The 15,753-nt window shown below is 62.7% G+C and carries 26 protein-coding genes; all 26 read right to left on the bottom strand.

Annotation, left to right across the window (positions count from 1 at the left end; all coding sequences use genetic code 11):
- Positions 1 to 38 precede the first annotated feature (38 nt).
- Positions 39 to 596, bottom strand: a complete 558-nt coding sequence (rplO, locus tag E3O62_RS06920; RefSeq protein WP_134395128.1) for a 50S ribosomal protein L15 — start codon at positions 594 to 596, stop codon at positions 39 to 41.
- On the bottom strand, positions 596 to 778 hold the full coding sequence (gene rpmD / locus E3O62_RS06915) for a 50S ribosomal protein L30 (protein WP_174235710.1): 183 nt from the start codon (positions 776 to 778) through the stop codon (positions 596 to 598). The genes rplO and rpmD overlap by 1 nt, the downstream gene beginning before the upstream one ends.
- Entirely contained in the window at positions 778 to 1,449 is a 672-nt protein-coding gene (rpsE, locus tag E3O62_RS06910) for a 30S ribosomal protein S5 (RefSeq protein WP_104101028.1), read from the bottom strand. The genes rpmD and rpsE overlap by 1 nt, the downstream gene beginning before the upstream one ends.
- A gap of 35 nt (positions 1,450 to 1,484) precedes the next feature.
- Positions 1,485 to 1,856 (bottom strand): 50S ribosomal protein L18, encoded by a 372-nt coding sequence (rplR, locus tag E3O62_RS06905; RefSeq protein WP_104171761.1) that lies wholly within the window; start codon positions 1,854 to 1,856, stop codon positions 1,485 to 1,487.
- Between the two features lie 2 nt (positions 1,857 to 1,858).
- Complete coding sequence (gene rplF / locus E3O62_RS06900) at positions 1,859 to 2,395, bottom strand: 50S ribosomal protein L6 (RefSeq protein WP_104100956.1); 537 nt, start codon at positions 2,393 to 2,395, stop codon at positions 1,859 to 1,861.
- Between the two features lie 6 nt (positions 2,396 to 2,401).
- Positions 2,402 to 2,800 carry a 30S ribosomal protein S8 gene (gene rpsH, locus E3O62_RS06895; protein ID WP_104100957.1) on the bottom strand — a complete coding sequence of 133 codons (399 nt, stop codon included), beginning with the start codon at positions 2,798 to 2,800 and terminating at the stop codon, positions 2,402 to 2,404.
- Positions 2,801 to 2,918: 118 nt separating this feature from the next.
- On the bottom strand, positions 2,919 to 3,521 hold the full coding sequence (rplE, locus tag E3O62_RS06890; RefSeq protein ID WP_134395129.1) for a 50S ribosomal protein L5: 603 nt from the start codon (positions 3,519 to 3,521) through the stop codon (positions 2,919 to 2,921).
- Positions 3,521 to 3,880, bottom strand: coding sequence for a 50S ribosomal protein L24 (gene rplX / locus E3O62_RS06885; RefSeq protein WP_134369268.1), 360 nt, complete (start codon positions 3,878 to 3,880; stop codon positions 3,521 to 3,523). Before rplX ends, rplE begins: the two co-directional genes overlap by 1 nt.
- Positions 3,881 to 3,883: 3 nt before the next feature.
- Positions 3,884 to 4,252 carry a 50S ribosomal protein L14 gene (gene rplN, locus E3O62_RS06880; protein ID WP_104100960.1) on the bottom strand — a complete coding sequence of 123 codons (369 nt, stop codon included), beginning with the start codon at positions 4,250 to 4,252 and terminating at the stop codon, positions 3,884 to 3,886.
- Between the two features lie 33 nt (positions 4,253 to 4,285).
- Positions 4,286 to 4,585, bottom strand: coding sequence for a 30S ribosomal protein S17 (rpsQ, locus tag E3O62_RS06875; RefSeq protein WP_104100961.1), 300 nt, complete (start codon positions 4,583 to 4,585; stop codon positions 4,286 to 4,288).
- A gap of 2 nt (positions 4,586 to 4,587) precedes the next feature.
- Entirely contained in the window at positions 4,588 to 4,926 is a 339-nt protein-coding gene (rpmC, locus tag E3O62_RS17405; RefSeq protein WP_134395130.1) for a 50S ribosomal protein L29, read from the bottom strand.
- Positions 4,926 to 5,345, bottom strand: a complete 420-nt coding sequence (gene rplP, locus E3O62_RS06865) for a 50S ribosomal protein L16 (RefSeq protein ID WP_104100963.1) — start codon at positions 5,343 to 5,345, stop codon at positions 4,926 to 4,928. Before rplP ends, rpmC begins: the two co-directional genes overlap by 1 nt.
- A 2-nt stretch (positions 5,346 to 5,347) precedes the next feature.
- Entirely contained in the window at positions 5,348 to 6,109 is a 762-nt protein-coding gene (gene rpsC, locus E3O62_RS06860) for a 30S ribosomal protein S3 (RefSeq protein ID WP_104100964.1), read from the bottom strand.
- A complete protein-coding gene (gene rplV / locus E3O62_RS06855; RefSeq protein ID WP_104100965.1) occupies positions 6,109 to 6,474 on the bottom strand; it encodes a 50S ribosomal protein L22 in 366 nt (121 codons plus the stop codon). The genes rpsC and rplV overlap by 1 nt, the downstream gene beginning before the upstream one ends.
- Before the next feature lie 26 nt (positions 6,475 to 6,500).
- On the bottom strand, positions 6,501 to 6,782 hold the full coding sequence (gene rpsS, locus E3O62_RS06850) for a 30S ribosomal protein S19 (protein WP_104100966.1): 282 nt from the start codon (positions 6,780 to 6,782) through the stop codon (positions 6,501 to 6,503).
- 9 nt (positions 6,783 to 6,791) lie between these two features.
- Entirely contained in the window at positions 6,792 to 7,631 is an 840-nt protein-coding gene (rplB, locus tag E3O62_RS06845; RefSeq protein WP_104100967.1) for a 50S ribosomal protein L2, read from the bottom strand.
- A gap of 25 nt (positions 7,632 to 7,656) precedes the next feature.
- Positions 7,657 to 7,959: a 50S ribosomal protein L23 gene (gene rplW, locus E3O62_RS06840; RefSeq protein ID WP_104100968.1), complete on the bottom strand. Its 303-nt coding sequence runs from the start codon at positions 7,957 to 7,959 to the stop codon at positions 7,657 to 7,659.
- Positions 7,959 to 8,609, bottom strand: coding sequence for a 50S ribosomal protein L4 (gene rplD / locus E3O62_RS06835; RefSeq protein WP_104100969.1), 651 nt, complete (start codon positions 8,607 to 8,609; stop codon positions 7,959 to 7,961). Before rplD ends, rplW begins: the two co-directional genes overlap by 1 nt.
- Positions 8,610 to 8,613: 4 nt before the next feature.
- Positions 8,614 to 9,273: a 50S ribosomal protein L3 gene (gene rplC, locus E3O62_RS06830; protein WP_134363320.1), complete on the bottom strand. Its 660-nt coding sequence runs from the start codon at positions 9,271 to 9,273 to the stop codon at positions 8,614 to 8,616.
- An 8-nt stretch (positions 9,274 to 9,281) separates the two neighbouring features.
- Positions 9,282 to 9,590 (bottom strand): 30S ribosomal protein S10, encoded by a 309-nt coding sequence (gene rpsJ, locus E3O62_RS06825; protein ID WP_035834607.1) that lies wholly within the window; start codon positions 9,588 to 9,590, stop codon positions 9,282 to 9,284.
- A 534-nt stretch (positions 9,591 to 10,124) separates the two neighbouring features.
- Complete coding sequence (locus E3O62_RS06820; protein ID WP_134397977.1) at positions 10,125 to 10,925, bottom strand: hypothetical protein; 801 nt, start codon at positions 10,923 to 10,925, stop codon at positions 10,125 to 10,127.
- Positions 10,926 to 10,946: 21 nt separating this feature from the next.
- Entirely contained in the window at positions 10,947 to 11,177 is a 231-nt protein-coding gene (locus E3O62_RS06815) for an Rv0909 family putative TA system antitoxin (RefSeq protein ID WP_241973355.1), read from the bottom strand.
- Positions 11,178 to 11,312: 135 nt separating this feature from the next.
- Positions 11,313 to 12,506 (bottom strand): elongation factor Tu, encoded by a 1,194-nt coding sequence (gene tuf / locus E3O62_RS06810; protein ID WP_104171753.1) that lies wholly within the window; start codon positions 12,504 to 12,506, stop codon positions 11,313 to 11,315.
- Positions 12,507 to 12,650: 144 nt separating this feature from the next.
- Entirely contained in the window at positions 12,651 to 14,765 is a 2,115-nt protein-coding gene (gene fusA, locus E3O62_RS06805; protein WP_134397975.1) for an elongation factor G, read from the bottom strand.
- A gap of 105 nt (positions 14,766 to 14,870) precedes the next feature.
- Positions 14,871 to 15,341, bottom strand: a complete 471-nt coding sequence (gene rpsG, locus E3O62_RS06800; protein WP_066597688.1) for a 30S ribosomal protein S7 — start codon at positions 15,339 to 15,341, stop codon at positions 14,871 to 14,873.
- On the bottom strand, positions 15,341 to 15,715 hold the full coding sequence (gene rpsL, locus E3O62_RS06795; RefSeq protein WP_055811472.1) for a 30S ribosomal protein S12: 375 nt from the start codon (positions 15,713 to 15,715) through the stop codon (positions 15,341 to 15,343). The genes rpsG and rpsL overlap by 1 nt, the downstream gene beginning before the upstream one ends.
- Positions 15,716 to 15,753: the final 38 nt, after the last annotated feature.

The raw sequence follows: 15,753 nt of genomic DNA, 5'->3' as shown, positions 1-15,753 counted from the left end.
ATTGGTGGCCTCGACAAGCTCGCTCAGCGTCTACGGACTTACTTGATTGAGCCACCCGCAGCGACGATCTTCTGCTCTGCTGAGCCGGAGACCTTATCCACTGCAATGTTCAGCTTAACCGCAATGTCACCATTGCCGAGAACCTTGACCTTCTCGTTGTCGCGAACGGCACCCTTGGCGACCAGATCGGCGATGGTTACATCGCCGCCGTTCGGGTAAAGCTCCGCGAGCTTCTCGAGGTTGACGACCTGGTACTCGACGCGGAACGGGTTCTTGAACCCGCGCAGCTTCGGAGTACGCATGTGCAGTGGCATCTGGCCACCCTCGAACCCGATGCGCACGTTGTAGCGCGCCTTCGTGCCCTTGGTTCCACGGCCGGCGGTCTTACCCTTGGATCCTTCACCACGACCGACGCGCATGCGCGACTTCTTGGCTCCGGGGGCGGGGCGAAGGTGGTGAACCTTCAGAACCTGCTCGCGCTTCTCGGTCGGAGCAGCCTTCACTGCGACCTTGGCGGAGGCAGTCTTCTTGGGGGCTGCCTTCTGTGCAGTGGCGGGCTTGGCGGCTGCCGTGGCAGCTTCCTTCTCGTCAGCCATTAGTCAATCTCCTCGACCTTTACGAGGTGAGCAACGGTGTTGACATAGCCACGGTTCTGCGAGTTGTCCTCGCGAATCGTGACTGCGCCAATGCGCTTGAGACCCAGGCTGCGAAGCGTGTCGCGCTGGTTCTGCTTCTCACTAATTTTGGACTTGATCTGTGTCACTTTGAGGCGAGCCATCAGGCACCTGCCTTTGCTGCCGCTGCAGCTGCTGCTGCTGCGGCGTCGGCACGCAGGAAGCGCGCCGGAGCGACGTCTTCGTACGCGAGGCCACGACGAGCCGCAACCGCACGCGGCTCTTCGAGCTGGTGCAGGGCCTCGACCGTGGCGTGAACGATGTTGATGGTGTTCGACGAACCGAGCGACTTGCTGAGGACGTCGTGGATGCCCGCGCACTCGAGAACGGCGCGCACCGGGCCACCGGCGATAACGCCGGTACCGGCCGCGGCGGGACGCAGCAGGACGACGCCGGCTGCGGCTTCACCCTGCACGGGGTGCGGGATCGTCAGACCGACGCGGGGAACGCGGAAGAAGTTCTTCTTCGCTTCTTCGACGCCCTTGGAAATGGCGGTCGGCACCTCGCGGGCCTTGCCGTATCCAACGCCGACGAGGCCGTTTCCGTCACCGACGACGACGAGAGCGGTGAAGCTGAAGCGACGACCACCCTTCACCACCTTGGAAACGCGGTTGATGGTGACGACGCGCTCCAGGAACTGGCTCTTGTCGGCATCGCGGCTTCCGCGGTCCTTGTTCGGGTTGCGCTCACGACCGCCACGACGAGCCTCACGGGGCTCGTTCTGGGCAGGTGCCGTTGAGGCAGCGGTTTCGACGGGTGCCTCTGCGGCCACCACGGTCTCCTTGGTTGCTGTGTTAGCGGTTTCAGTGCTCACAGGTTCAATCCACCCTCTCGAGCTCCATCGGCGATCGCAGCGACGCGTCCTGCGTACTTGCTTCCGCCACGGTCAAATACGACGGCGTCGATGCCGGCGGCCTTCGCACGCTCGGCGACGAGTTCGCCGACCTTGCGGGCCTTGGCGGTCTTGTCACCATCGAAGGTGCGCAGACCGTCTTCGAGCGTGGACGCCGAAGCAAGGGTGAAACCCTTGCTGTCATCGACGACCTGCACGAACACGTGGCGAGCCGAGCGGGTCACGACGAGACGCGGACGAAGCGCGGTCCCCTCGATCTTCTTGCGAAGACGTGTGTGCCTGCGTCCGCGGGCAGCGGCCTTGCTCTTACCTCTAGTTCCTAGACCCATGGTTACTTACCACTCTTTCCGGCCTTGCGGCGAACAATCTCGCCGGCGTAACGCACACCCTTGCCCTTGTAGGGCTCCGGCTTGCGAATCTTACGGATGTTGGCGGCGACCTCGCCGACAGCCTGCTTGTCGATGCCACCGACCGTGAGGCGGTTGACGCTCTCCACGGTGAGGGTGATGCCGGCAGGTGCCTCGACGAGGACCGGGTGCGAGAAGCCGAGGGCGAACTCGATCGAGCTGCCCTTCTGGGCGACGCGGTAACCGGTACCGACGATCTCGAGGGACTTGGTGTAACCCACCGTCACCCCGATGATCTGGTTTGCGATCAGCGTGCGAGTCAGTCCGTGCAGCGAACGCGAGTTGCGCTCGTCGTTCGGGCGTGTGACGACGACGTGGCCGTCCTCGATCTTGACCTCGATGGGGTTCGCGACGGTGAGCGCGAGCTCGCCCTTCGGGCCCTTGACGTTGACGCGCTGGCCTTCAGTGGCGACCGTGACATCCGCGGGAATCGGGATGGGAAGTCTTCCAATACGTGACATTGTCGGCTACCACACGTAGGCGAGAACTTCTCCGCCTACGCCCTTCTTCTCAGCCTGGCGGTCGGTGAGCAGACCGCTGGAGGTGGACAGGATGGCAACGCCGAGACCACCGAGAACGGTGGGGATTTCGGTCGACTTTGCGTACACGCGCAGGCCGGGCTTGGAAACCCGCTTGATGCCGACGATGGAACGCTCGCGGTTCGGACCGAACTTGAGGTTGAGCGTGAGGGTCTTGCCGACCACTGCATCCTTGACATCCCAAGCCGAGATGTAACCCTGGGCCTTGAGAATGTCTGCGATGTTCGCTTTGAGCTTGCTGTGCGGCATGGACACGGTGTCGTGGAACGCCGAGTTAGCGTTGCGCAGTCTGGTCAGCATGTCTGCGACCGGATCTGTCATTGTCATTTGTGGTGCCTTTCTCGCCTGGTTTCGTTCATCCGTTACACGGGTGACGACCTTGGTCGTGGTGGGGCTGGACGGTTGTCCAGCCCCGGGTGTGTACTACAAGAGCCAAAGAGCTACTTTACTTGGTGTTTTCGGCCGTCTTGAACGGGAAGCCCAGCGCCTTGAGCAGCGCGCGGCCTTCTTCGTTGTTCTTGGCCGTCGTCACAACCGTGATATCCATACCGCGGATACGGTCGATCCGGTCCTGGTCGATCTCGTGGAACATGACCTGCTCGGTGAGACCGAAGGTGTAGTTACCGCTGCCATCGAACTGCTTGTCGCTCAGACCGCGGAAGTCGCGGATGCGCGGAAGCGCCAGGCTCAGGAGCCGGTCGAGGAACTCCCACATGCGGTCGCCACGAAGTGTGACGTGCGTGCCGATGGGCTGTCCTTCACGCAGTTTGAACTGCGCGATCGACTTACGGGCCTTGGTGACCTGCGGCTTCTGACCGGTGATCTTGGTGAGGTCGGCGACGGCGCCATCCATGATCTTGCCGTCGCGTGCTGCCTCGCCGACACCCATGTTCACAACGATCTTGACCAGGTTCGGAATCTGGTGAACGTTGGTGAAGCCGAGGTCCTTGCTGAGCTGGGCCATGATCTCATCGCGGTACTTCTGCTTGAGACGCGGCAGGACGGCCTCAACGGGCGCTTCTGCTGCTGCAACTGAAGTGTCGGTCATCAGAGGTCCTTCCCTGACTTCTTGGCGTAACGGATGCGGACCGTCTTGGTGACGCCGTCCTTCGTTACTTCTTCGAGGCGGAAACCGACGCGAGTCGGCTTCTTGGTCTCCGGGTCGACGAGGGCCACGTTGGACACGTGAATCGGCGCCTCCATGGTTTCGATGCCGCCGGTCTTGGTGCCGCGCTGGGTCTGGCCAACGCGAACGTGCTTGGTGACGAAGTTGATGCCCTCAACGAGGACCCTGTTCTTCTCCACCAGGACGGCAATGACCTTGCCCTGCTTGCCACGGTCTCCGCCGCGGGCCTGGGTGCGGCCGGTGATGACCTCTACGAGGTCACCCTTTTTGAGTCTGGCCATGATTTAGATAACCTCCGGTGCCAGCGAGATGATCTTCATGAACTTCTTGTCGCGAAGCTCGCGACCGACCGGTCCGAAGATTCGGGTGCCGCGGGGGTCACCTTCGTTCTTCAAAATCACTGCGGCGTTCTCATCGAACTTGATGTACGAACCGTCTGAACGACGGGTCTGCTTTTTGACGCGAACGACGACGGCCTTGACGACGTCGCCCTTCTTGACGTTGCCGCCCGGGATGGCGTCCTTGACGGTGGCGACGATCGTGTCGCCGAGGCCTGCGTAGCGACGGCCGGAACCGCCGAGCACGCGAATGGTCAACAGCTCCTTGGCACCCGTGTTGTCGGCAACCTTGAGTCGTGATTCTTGCTGAAGCACTTTTTATACCCTTCTATCAAGTAAGCGCGAGGCCTACTTGGCCTTCTCGAGGATCTCGACCAGGCGCCAGCGCTTGGAGGCGCTGAGCGGACGGGTCTCACTGATCAGGACCAGGTCGCCGACGCCGGCGATGTTCGCCTCGTCGTGAGCCTTCAGCTTGGACGTACGGCGGATGACCTTGCCGTACAGGGGGTGCTTCACGCGGTCTTCGACCTCGACAACGATGGTCTTGTCCATCTTGTCGCTGGTCACGTAACCACGCAGCGTCTTGCGGTAGCCGCGAACGAGAGCCTCAGCCTCGGCAGCGACGACCTTTTCGTCAGTCTTCGCCATGACTAGGCCTCCTTCGTCTGGGCGGCGTCGGCCGCAGCGGAGTCGTCAACGGACTTCACTGCCGGCTTGGCCTTCTTGGTCTTCTTCTCAGCCTTGGCCGGAGCCTCGACTGGTGCGGGAGTCGGACGAATGCCCAACTCGCGCTCACGGAGCACCGTGTAGATGCGAGCGATGTCGCGCTTGACCGCGCGGAGGCGGCCGTGGCTCTCGAGCTGGCCGGTGGCCGACTGGAAGCGAAGGTTGAAGAGTTCTTCCTTCGCCTTCTTCAGCTCATCGAACAACCGCTCGTTTTCAAAAGTGTCGAGCTCGACTGAGGCGAGCTCCTTGGATCCGATCGCCATTATGCGTCGCCCTCCTCGCGCTTGATGATGCGTGCCTTCAAGGGCAGTTTGTGGATAGCGCGGGTCAGCGCTTCCTTTGCGACGATGTCGGTGACACCGCTGAGTTCGAAAAGCACGCGACCGGGCTTGACGTTGGCAACCCACCACTCGACGGAACCCTTACCGGAACCCATGCGGGTTTCGGCCGGCTTCTTGGTGAGCGGTCGGTCCGGGTAGATGTTGATCCAGACCTTGCCGCCGCGCTTCATGTGACGGGTGATCGCGATACGAGCGGACTCGATCTGACGGTTGGTCACATAGGCGGGCGTGAGGGCCTGGATGCCGTACTCACCGAACGACAGCTCGGTACCACCGGTTGCGTGGCCGGTACGGCCCGGGTGGTGCTGCTTGCGGTGCTTGACTCTGCGTGGAATCAACATGGTTATGCCTCAACTCCTGCTGCAACCGGTGCCGCTGCCTCTGCGCGGGGCGCACGACGCGGTCGGTCGTCACGACGCTCGGGGCGGGTCGACTTAGCGTTGGCCTGCTCGCGAGCGAGTTCCTTGTTGGTGATGTCGCCCTTGTAGATCCAGACCTTCACGCCGATGCGGCCGAAGGTGGTCTTGGCTTCGTAGAACCCGTAGTCGATGTTCGCGCGCAGAGTGTGCAGGGGCACACGGCCTTCGCGGTAGAACTCCGAACGGCTCATCTCGGCGCCACCCAGGCGACCGGAGACCTGGATGCGAACACCCTTGGCACCGGCGCGCTGGGCACCCTGCAGGCCCTTACGCATCGCGCGGCGGAATGCCACGCGAGCGGAGAGCTGCTCGGCGATGCCCTGAGCGACCAGCTGAGCGTCGACCTCGGGGTTCTTCACCTCGAGGATGTTCAGCTGGATCTGCTTGGCGGTGAGCTTTTCGAGGTCGGAGCGAATGCGCTCGGCCTCCGCGCCGCGGCGACCGATCACAATGCCCGGACGGGCGGTGTGGATGTCGACGCGAACGCGGTCACGAGTGCGCTCGATCTCGATGCGGGAAACGCCGGCGCGGTCGAGACTGGTGCTCAACAGGCGGCGGATCTTGACGTCTTCAGCGACGAAGTCGCTGTAACGCTGGCCCGGCTTCGTGCTGTCAGAGAACCAACGCGACACGTGGTCGGTCGTGATTCCCAGACGGAAGCCATAGGGGTTTACTTTCTGACCCATTACTTCGTACCCTCCTCAGGAGTGGCGAGCACAACCGTGATGTGGCTCGTGCGCTTCTTGATCTGGAATGCGCGACCCTGTGCACGGGCCTGGAAACGCTTGAGGGTCGTACCCTCATCAACGAACGCCTGGCTGACGAACAGGTCCTGCTCGTCGAGGAAGGTGTTGGCTGCATCAGCCTTGACTCGCGCGTTGGCGATTGCCGAGGCAACCAGCTTGTACACCGGGTCGCTCGCGCCCTGCGGCGCAAACTTCAGAATTCCCAGGGCCTCGAAGGCCTGCTTGCCGCGGATCAGGTTGACAACGCGACGAGCCTTCTGGGGGGTAACGCGGATGTGACGCACGCGTGCGATCGACTCCACCATTTCTTATCCTCCTTCACGTCCCCGCGTTAGCGGCGACGGCCCTTCTTGTCGTCCTTCACGTGTCCACGGAAGGTGCGGGTGGGCGCAAACTCGCCGAGCTTATGCCCGACCATGCTCTCGGTGACGAACACCGGGATGTGCTTGCGCCCGTCGTGCACGGCGATGGTGTGCCCGAGCATGCCGGGGATGATCATCGAACGGCGCGACCAGGTCTTGATTACGTTCTTGCTGCTGGCTTCGTTCGCCTTGACAACCTTGCGAAGCAGGTGGTCGTCAACGAACGGGCCTTTCTTGAGACTGCGTGGCATCGTCTACTCCTACTTACGCTTCTTGCCGACGGTACGGCGACGAACGATGAGCTTGTCGCTTTCCTTGTTCGGGTGGCGGGTACGCCCTTCTTTCTGGCCCCAAGGGCTGACGGGGTGACGTCCACCGGACGTCTTACCCTCACCACCACCGTGCGGGTGGTCGACCGGGTTCATGGCAACACCACGAACGGTCGGGCGAACGCCTTTCCAGCGCATCCGGCCGGCCTTGCCCCAGTTGATGTTCGACTGCTCGGCGTTACCGACCTCGCCGATCGTGGCGCGGCAGCGGGCGTCGACGTTGCGGATTTCTCCGGACGGCAGGCGCAGCTGGGCGTAGATGCCATCCTTCGCAACGAGGCGAACGGATGATCCGGCGGAGCGGGCCATCTTGGCGCCACCGCCCGGACGCAGTTCGACCGCGTGGATGATGGTACCGGTCGGGATGTTCTTCAGCGGCAGGTTGTTGCCGGGCTTGATGTCAGCACCGGCGCCCGACTCTACGATGTCGCCCTGGTTCAGCTTGTTCGGGGCGATGATGTAGCGCTTGGAGCCGTCCATGAAGTGCAGGAGCGCGATGCGCGCCGTGCGGTTGGGGTCGTACTCGATGTGAGCAACCTTGGCGTTGACGCCGTCCTTGTCGTTACGACGGAAGTCGATCAGACGGTACTGGCGCTTGTGTCCACCACCAATGTGACGGGTGGTGATGCGACCCTGGTTGTTACGGCCACCGGTCTTGGACAGGGGGCGAAGCAGGGACTTCTCCGGCGTGGAGCGGGTGATCTCTGCGAAGTCTGCAACAGATGATCCGCGACGACCGGGAGTCGTGGGCTTGAACTTACGAATAGCCATTTCTTATTCCTCTAGTCCGCGCCGCTTAGCCGACGGCCGTGAAGATGTCAATGGAACCGGACTTGAGCGTGACGATGGCACGCTTGGTGTCCTTGCGCTTGCCCTGACCGAACTTCGTGCGACGCGTCTTGCCGATGCGGTTCATGGTGTTGATCGAAGCGACCTCCACCTTGAAGATCTTTTCGATCGCGAGCTTGATTTCGGTCTTGTTCGAGCGCGGGTCCACGATGAAGGTGTACTTGCCTTCGTCGATCAGGCCATAGCTCTTCTCAGAGACGACCGGAGCGATGATGACGTCGCGGGGATCCTTGTTGATCGGGGTAGCCATTATGCGGACACCTCTTCCTTCTTGGTCTTGCTCGCCACGAACGCGTCGAACGCGCCCTTGGTGAAGACGATGTCGTCGCTGACGAGAACGTCATAGGCATTCAGCTGGTCCCACGGCAGAACGTGCACCGTCGGCAGGTTGCGGATGCTGCGCAGGGTCAGTTCGTCGGTGCGCTCCAGGACGACCAGCACGTGCTTGCTGCTGGCGATCTGGCTGAGCAGCTCGATGGCGCCCTTGGTGCTGGGCGTCTCGGCGCTGAAGAGTGCGGTCACGACGTGCAGGCGGTCACCACGGGCGCGGTCAGAAAGGGATCCACGCAGTGCTGCCGCAATCATCTTCTTGGGGGTGCGCTGTTCGTAGTTACGCGGGGTCGGTCCGTGGACGATTCCACCACCGGTCATCTGAGGGGCGCGGATCGAGCCCTGACGAGCGCGACCGGTTCCCTTCTGCTTGAACGGCTTGCGGCCGGAACCGGAAACTTCGCCACGACGCTTGGTCTTGTGAGTTCCCTGACGTGCGGCAGCGAGCTGCGCGACGACGACCTGGTGGATCAGCGGGACGTTGGTCTGAACGTCAAAGATTTCGGCGGGCAACTCAACGGAGCCGGCCTTCTTACCCTTGGCGTCGATGAGATCGAGTGAGGTAGTCATACGACTAGGCTCCCTTCACTGCATTGCGGACGAATACGAGGCGGCCCTTGGCGCCGGGAACGGCACCCTTGACCAGCAGGAGGCCCTTCTCCGCATCCACGGCGTGAACCTTGAGGTTCAGCACAGTGACGCGCTCGCCACCCATACGACCGGCCATGCGCATGCCCTTGAAGACACGGCTCGGGGTCGAGGAAGCACCGATGGAACCGGGCTTGCGGTGGTTGCGGTGCGAACCGTGAGAGGAGGAAACACCCTTGAAGTTGTGACGCTTCATAACACCGGCGAAACCCTTGCCCTTGCTGGTGCCCATGACATCGACCTTGGTACCGGCAGCGAACACACCGTCAACGGTGAGTTCCTGGCCCAGGGTGTAGTCAGCGGCATCCGCAGTGCGGAGCTCGGTGAGGTGGCGGCGAGGCGTGACGCCTGCCTTTTCGAAGTGTCCGGCGGAAGGCTTGTTGACCTTGCGCGGATCGATGGCCCCAGCAGCGATCTGGACGCCGGCGTAACCGTCGATATCCTTGCTGCGGATCTGGGTGACAACGTTGGGCGAGATTTCGATGACGGTGACGGGAACGAGCTTGTTGTTCTCGTCCCACACCTGCGTCATGCCGAGCTTCTTGCCGAGGAGACCCTTGGTGGTCTTGGTATCTGCGTAAGACATCGCGGGCCCTAGAGCTTGATCTCGATGTTGACGTCGGCCGGCAGGTCGAGACGCATAAGCGAGTCGACGGCCTTCGGGGTCGGGTCAATGATGTCGATCAGACGCTTGTGGGTGCGCATTTCAAAGTGCTCCCGGCTGTCCTTGTACTTGTGAGGGGAACGGATGACACACACCACGTTCTTCTCGGTCGGAAGCGGCACGGGGCCGACGACAGTCGCACCCGCGCGGGTCACTGTGTCGACGATCTTGCGCGCCGAGATGTCGATGACCTCGTGGTCATACGACTTAAGTCGAATGCGGATTTTCTGTCCCGCCATGTCGAACTCGCTTTCTTGTCAAGGCTTCGTACATCCCGAGGGGCTGCATTGGACGCCGTAGTAGCACTGCTGCTGTCGCACCACTGTTCATCTGTCAATTTCGGCAGGGCCGCGGAGCGGTCATGCCGAGCCAACCCGCTTCTCCACACTCGCGCGTGGGGGAAGGCATGGATTTACCCAGCTTTCCCGGCTGTTGGTTTGAGCTATGTTCTGCTGCCCGCGGCCTAACTGTGCACCTGGCGCCTTTCACGGCGAACGGCACAAGCTATGCACTGCCTGGCAGTGATCCCGACACCGCGTGCAGCGCGGCAGTCGAAAGTGTTGAACTAGAAGAGTCTGCCACAGGGTTGGGTCATTGTGCAACCCGGGCGTGTCGCGGGCGGCGTGTCGCCACATCCGCGTCGTTCCGCGGCTCGGCCGGCTCTCGCCCCGGGCGCGTCGCCGCCACCATTCACGCCGCGCGCGGGTGCTGCGCTGCTCCGCGCGGGGCACGCCACCAGCGCAGCGGCGCAGCACCCGCGCACCACCGGCACCTCACCGAAACTGGAGTCGCGGGCGCCCGATCGGCAGCCCCAACTGCAGCAGTCGAGCGCGCAGCCGGCTCTGACTCATCCCGACCGGGAAGTCCCACCGGGTGAACGCGTGCACCTGGCGCCGCACGCCATCCTCACGGCGTTTCTCGTCGTCGACCACCTCGGCGGTGGTGCGATCGCCTCGCATCGAGGGGTCGAAGTATTTGCCCTTGCCGTCGGCCTCCCCCACCGAGTCCTCGTCGATCCAGTAAAAGTCCGTGAAGACGGTCTTGCCTTCGACGACGAACGGATGCTGCAGCACCGGCTCCGGAAATCCGTTCAGTGCTATGTTGACGCGGCTTCCGGACTCGTTGGGGGAACCGGACAGCGTCGAAGAGAAGTCGATCACGGCCCGCGCCCGCACGGACCCGCGGAAGGGAAGCAACCCTGCCCAGGTCTCAAGCAGCCTGGCTCTGGTGGTCAGAGGCAGAATGCGCCCCCTACGATCCACCGCAATGGCGCGGTCGGCCATGGCGACCGCGGACTTCAGATCCAGAGTGGCGGCGAGGTCGACGACCGTGCGTTCGATGCTGGTGACCAGGAGTCCGTTCACCACGGCGATATCCCGCGTGTCGAGTCCCGATGCATGCTTGCGGATACCCGGCGTTGAGCGTCCGCCGCGGGTGCGTTCGGTGAGGGAGTGGACCTCGGGCGGCCAGCCGGCGAGCGTGGGGAGTCCCCACAGGACAGCCGCGGACCCGTTCGCAGGTGGCATGCCACGCGCGAAGCGGCGCACGACCCGCGCCACGGTGCGCTCGGTCACCGCAGTGAGCTCGACCAGCGGTTACCTGGCGTCGGGGCCAGTGCCTCGAGCGTCGCGGTCGGTCGGACCGTCACCGCGACCGAGGTGTTTGTCCGCCGCCGCTCGGGCATCCTTGATCTTGTCGGCGTGCTTGTTGCCGGTGACCTTGTTCGCGGCGGCGGCGCCCCCGTCAAGGATCTTGTCGGCGATCTTCTCGCCCTTCCCTGTTTTGAGGAACTCCTGCGCTTTGCGGCTGATGTCGTTGAAATTCACGGGGTGCTCCGATCGGGGGCGGTTGAGGTTCATAACGAGGCTAGTTCCTGGGCGATTCGGGATCAACCGGCCCCGCAAGTCGGGGACGAAAAAAGGGGCCGGCCCCGAAGGACCGACCCCTTTTTCTGAAGGGAACTACTTGATGATCTTGGTCACCGTTCCGGCGCCGACGGTGCGGCCACCTTCACGAATGGCGAAGCCGAGGCCCTCTTCCATGGCGATCGGCTGGATCAGCGCGACGTTCATGTCGGTGGTGTCGCCGGGCATGACCATCTCGGTGCCCTCAGGCAGCGTGATGACGCCGGTGACGTCCGTGGTGCGGAAGTAGAACTGCGGGCGGTAGTTCGCGTAGAACGGGTTGTGACGCCCACCCTCATCCTTGGACAGGATATACGCGGTGCCCTCGAAGTCGGTGTGCGGCGTGACCGAACCCGGCTTGACGACAACCTGGCCGCGCTCGACGTCTTCGCGCTTGGTGCCACGAAGAAGAAGGCCACAGTTCTCGCCGGCCCATGCCTCGTCGAGCTGCTTGTGGAACATCTCGATACCCGTGACCGTGGTCTTGATGGTCGGGCGGATGCCGACAACCTCGACCTCGGAGTTGATCTTGAGGGTTCCACGCTCGGCGCGGCCGGTGACGACAGTTCCACGACCGGTGATCGTGAAGACGTCCTCGATCGGCATCAGGAAGGGCTTGTCCTTGTCGCGGACGGGCTCCGGGAAGTAGTCGTCGACAGCCTTCATGAGCTCAAGGATGTTGCCGACCCACTTCTCGTCGCCTTCAAGCGCCTTGAGTGCGGAAACGCGCACGACGGGAGCGTTGTCGCCGTCGAAGCCCTGGGCGGAGAGGAGTTCGCGAACCTCGAGCTCAACGAGCTCAAGGATCTCTTCGTCGTCAACCATGTCGGACTTGTTCAGGGCGACGAGCAGGGACGGCACGCCGACCTGCTTCGCGAGCAGAACGTGCTCACGGGTCTGAGCCATCGGGCCGTCAGTCGCGGCAACCACGAGGATCGCCCCGTCCATCTGAGCAGCACCGGTGATCATGTTCTTGATGTAGTCAGCGTGGCCGGGTGCGTCGACGTGCGCATAGTGACGCTTTTCGGTCTCGTACTCAACGTGCGAGATGTTGATCGTGATGCCGCGCTGGCGTTCTTCCGGAGCAGAGTCGATCGACGCAAAGTCGCGCTGAACGTTCGTCTTGGACGGGTACGTGTCGGCAAGGACCTTGGAGATCGCTGCAGTCAGCGTGGTCTTTCCGTGGTCAACGTGACCGATCGTTCCGATGTTTACGTGCGGCTTGGTCCGCTCGAACTTGGCCTTGGCCACTGTGGGTCCTCCTCAGGACTCATGGCTCCATCGACCGCTGGTTTGCGGCCGGTGAAACTGCTGGATTTGTGTACTTATGCTACTCGGGCCGGGAGGCCGAAGCGATTTGGGCCCGAAGGCCCGGAGAGACCGGAAGGCCGCAGGCTATTCGCCCTTGTTCTTCTGGATGATCTCTTCGGCCACGGCCCGGGGGACCTCCGCGTAGCTCTCGAAGGTCATCGAGTACACCGCGCGGCCCGAGGTCTTCGACCTCAGGTCACCGATGTATCCGAACATCTCCGACAGCGGCACGTTGGCGCGAATTACCTTCACGCCCTGAGCGTCCTCCATGGTCTGGATCTGTCCACGACGCGAGTTGAGGTCGCCGATGACGTCGCCCATGTACTCCTCGGGCGTACGAACCTCGACGGCCATCAACGGCTCGAGCAGAACAGGGTCAGCCTTACGAACGGCTTCCTTGAAGCCCATCGAACCGGCAATCTTGAACGCCATCTCCGAGGAGTCGACGTCGTGCGCGGCGCCGTCGAGCAGGCTTGCCTTGACGCCCACCATCGGGTAGCCGGCCAGGACGCCAACGTGCAGCGCATCCTGGATTCCTGCGTCCACCGAGGGAATGTACTCTCGGGGGATGCGGCCACCCGTGACCTTGTTGACGAACTCGTAGCTCTTCTCGGCAGTGATCTCGAGCGGCTCGATCGCGATCTGAATCTTCGCGAACTGCCCGGATCCACCGGTCTGCTTCTTGTGCGTGTAGTCGTGACGCTCGACCGCCCTGCGGATGGTCTCGCGGTAGGCGACCTGAGGCTTGCCGACGTTGGCTTCGACGTTGAATTCACGTCGCATCCGGTCGACCAGGATGTCCAGGTGAAGTTCACCCATTCCCTTGATGACCGTCTGACCAGTTTCCTGGTTCTGCTCGGTGCGGAAGGTCGGGTCTTCTTCGGCCAGTTTCTGGATCGCAAGACCCAGCTTTTCCTGGTCCTGCTTCGTCTTCGGCTCGATCGCAACCTCGATGACCGGGTCAGGGAACGTCATCGACTCGAGCACGACCTGCGCGTTCGGGTCGCACAGGGTGTCGCCTGTGGTGGTGTCCTTGAGGCCGATGACCGCGTAGATGTGACCGGCGGTCACGAAGGCCACCGGGTTCTCCTTGTTGGCGTGCATCTGGAAGATCTTGCCGATGCGCTCCTTCTTGCCCTTGGTCGAGTTGACGACCTGGGCGCCGGAGTCAAGGTGACCGGAGTACACGCGAACGTAGGTCAGACGACCGAAGAACGGGTGGACGGCGACCTTGAACGCGAGGGCCGTGAACGGCTCCGTCGCGTCGGGGTGACGCATGACGACCTTTTCCTCGTCGCGCGCATCGTGGGCCTCGATGGCCGGCACGTCGAGCGGGGTGGGGAGGTAGTCGACGACTGCGTCAAGCATCGGCTGCACGCCGCGATTCTTGAACGCGGAACCGCAGAGGACCGGGTAGATCTCGCTGGAGACCGTCAGCTTGCGAATCGCGTGCTTGATCTCGGAGACAGTGAGCTCTTCGCCGGAGAAGTACTTCTCCATGAGGTCGTCGTCGGTCTCGGCGACGGTTTCGAGGAGAAGCTTGCGGTATTCCGCGGCCTGCTCGGCGAGGTCGGCCGGGATCTCCTCGATGGCGTACTTGGAGCCCATCTCGACGTCACCCTTGGAGTCGCCGCGCCAGGTCAGTGCACGCATTTCGACGAGGTCGACGACACCTTCGAAGGTGTTCTCGGCGCCGATGGGCAGCTGGATGACGAGCGGCTTCGCGCCGAGGCGCTTCACGATGGTGTCGACCGTGTAGAAGAAGTCGGCGCCGAGCTTGTCCATCTTGTTGACGAAGCAAATGCGGGGCACGTCGTACTTGTCGGCCTGACGCCAGACGGTCTCCGACTGGGGCTCAACGCCCTCCTTGCCGTCGAACACTGCGACGGCGCCGTCGAGGACGCGGAGCGAACGCTCCACCTCGACGGTGAAGTCGACGTGGCCGGGGGTGTCGATGATGTTGATCTGGTTTGAGGCCCAGAAACAGGTCGTCGCGGCAGACGTGATGGTGATGCCACGTTCCTGCTCCTGCGCCATCCAGTCCATGGTCGAGGCGCCGTCGTGCGTCTCGCCGATCTTGTGATTGACACCCGTGTAGTACAGGATGCGCTCAGTGACGGTGGTCTTGCCAGCATCAATGTGAGCCATGATGCCGATGTTGCGGACCTTACTCAGGTCGGTGAGCACGTCAAGTGCCACAGGGGTCCTCCGGAAGTTTGCTTATGGATCTTGGGGCGAAACAGGGCATCCGGTAACCGGGCCCATCGAGATCTGATCTCGACAAGCCCGGATTCCGGAACGCGACTACCAGCGGTAGTGAGCGAAGGCCTTGTTCGCCTCGGCCATCTTGTGCGTGTCCTCGCGGCGCTTCACAGCGGCGCCGAGGCCGTTGGATGCGTCGAGGATTTCGTTGGTGAGACGCTCGGTCATCGTCTTCTCGCGACGGGCCTTGGCGTAGCTGGTCAACCAGCGCAGAGCCAAGGTGTTGGCGCGGTGCGGCTTGACCTCGACGGGCACCTGGTAGGTGGAACCACCGACGCGGCGCGAACGCACCTCGAGGGTCGGGCGCACGTTGTCGAGTGCCTTCTTCAAGGTGACGACGGCATCCGCACCGTTCTTGGCAACGACGCCTTCGAGTGCATCGTAAACGATGCGCTCGGCGAGGCCCTTTTTTCCGTCGAGGAGGATCTTGTTGACGAGCTGGGAGACGATGGGGGCGCCGTATACCGGGTCAGCGATAACGGGACGCTTGGGCGCTGGGCCTTTACGAGGCATTACTTCTTCTCCATCTTGGCGCCGTAGCGGCTACGAGCCTGCTTGCGGTTCTTGACGGCCTGGGTGTCCAGTGCGCCGCGAACGATCTTGTATCGAACACCGGGGAGGTCCTTCACACGACCACCGCGGACGAGCACCATCGAGTGCTCCTGCAGGTTGTGACCCTCGCCGGGAATGTAGGCGGTGACCTCGGTACCGTTCGACAGCTTGACGCGGGCGACCTTGCGGAGGGCCGAGTTCGGCTTCTTCGGCGTGGTCGTGTAAACACGGGTGCACACGCCGCGCTGCTGGGGGTTGGACTTCAGGGCGGGCGCCTTGGTCTTGGTGACCTTGGGGCTGCGGCCCTTTCGTACCAACTGCTGAATGGTGGGCACTAATTACTCCTTGTTTTTGCTGCACGGTGACAGCTCAT

This window comes from Cryobacterium sp. TMT2-15-1, from assembly GCF_004402345.1.
Taxonomy (GTDB): domain Bacteria; phylum Actinomycetota; class Actinomycetes; order Actinomycetales; family Microbacteriaceae; genus Cryobacterium; species Cryobacterium sandaracinum.
The sequence above is the reverse complement of the archived record's forward strand: the minus strand, read 5'-3'. Positions and strand labels throughout refer to the sequence as shown.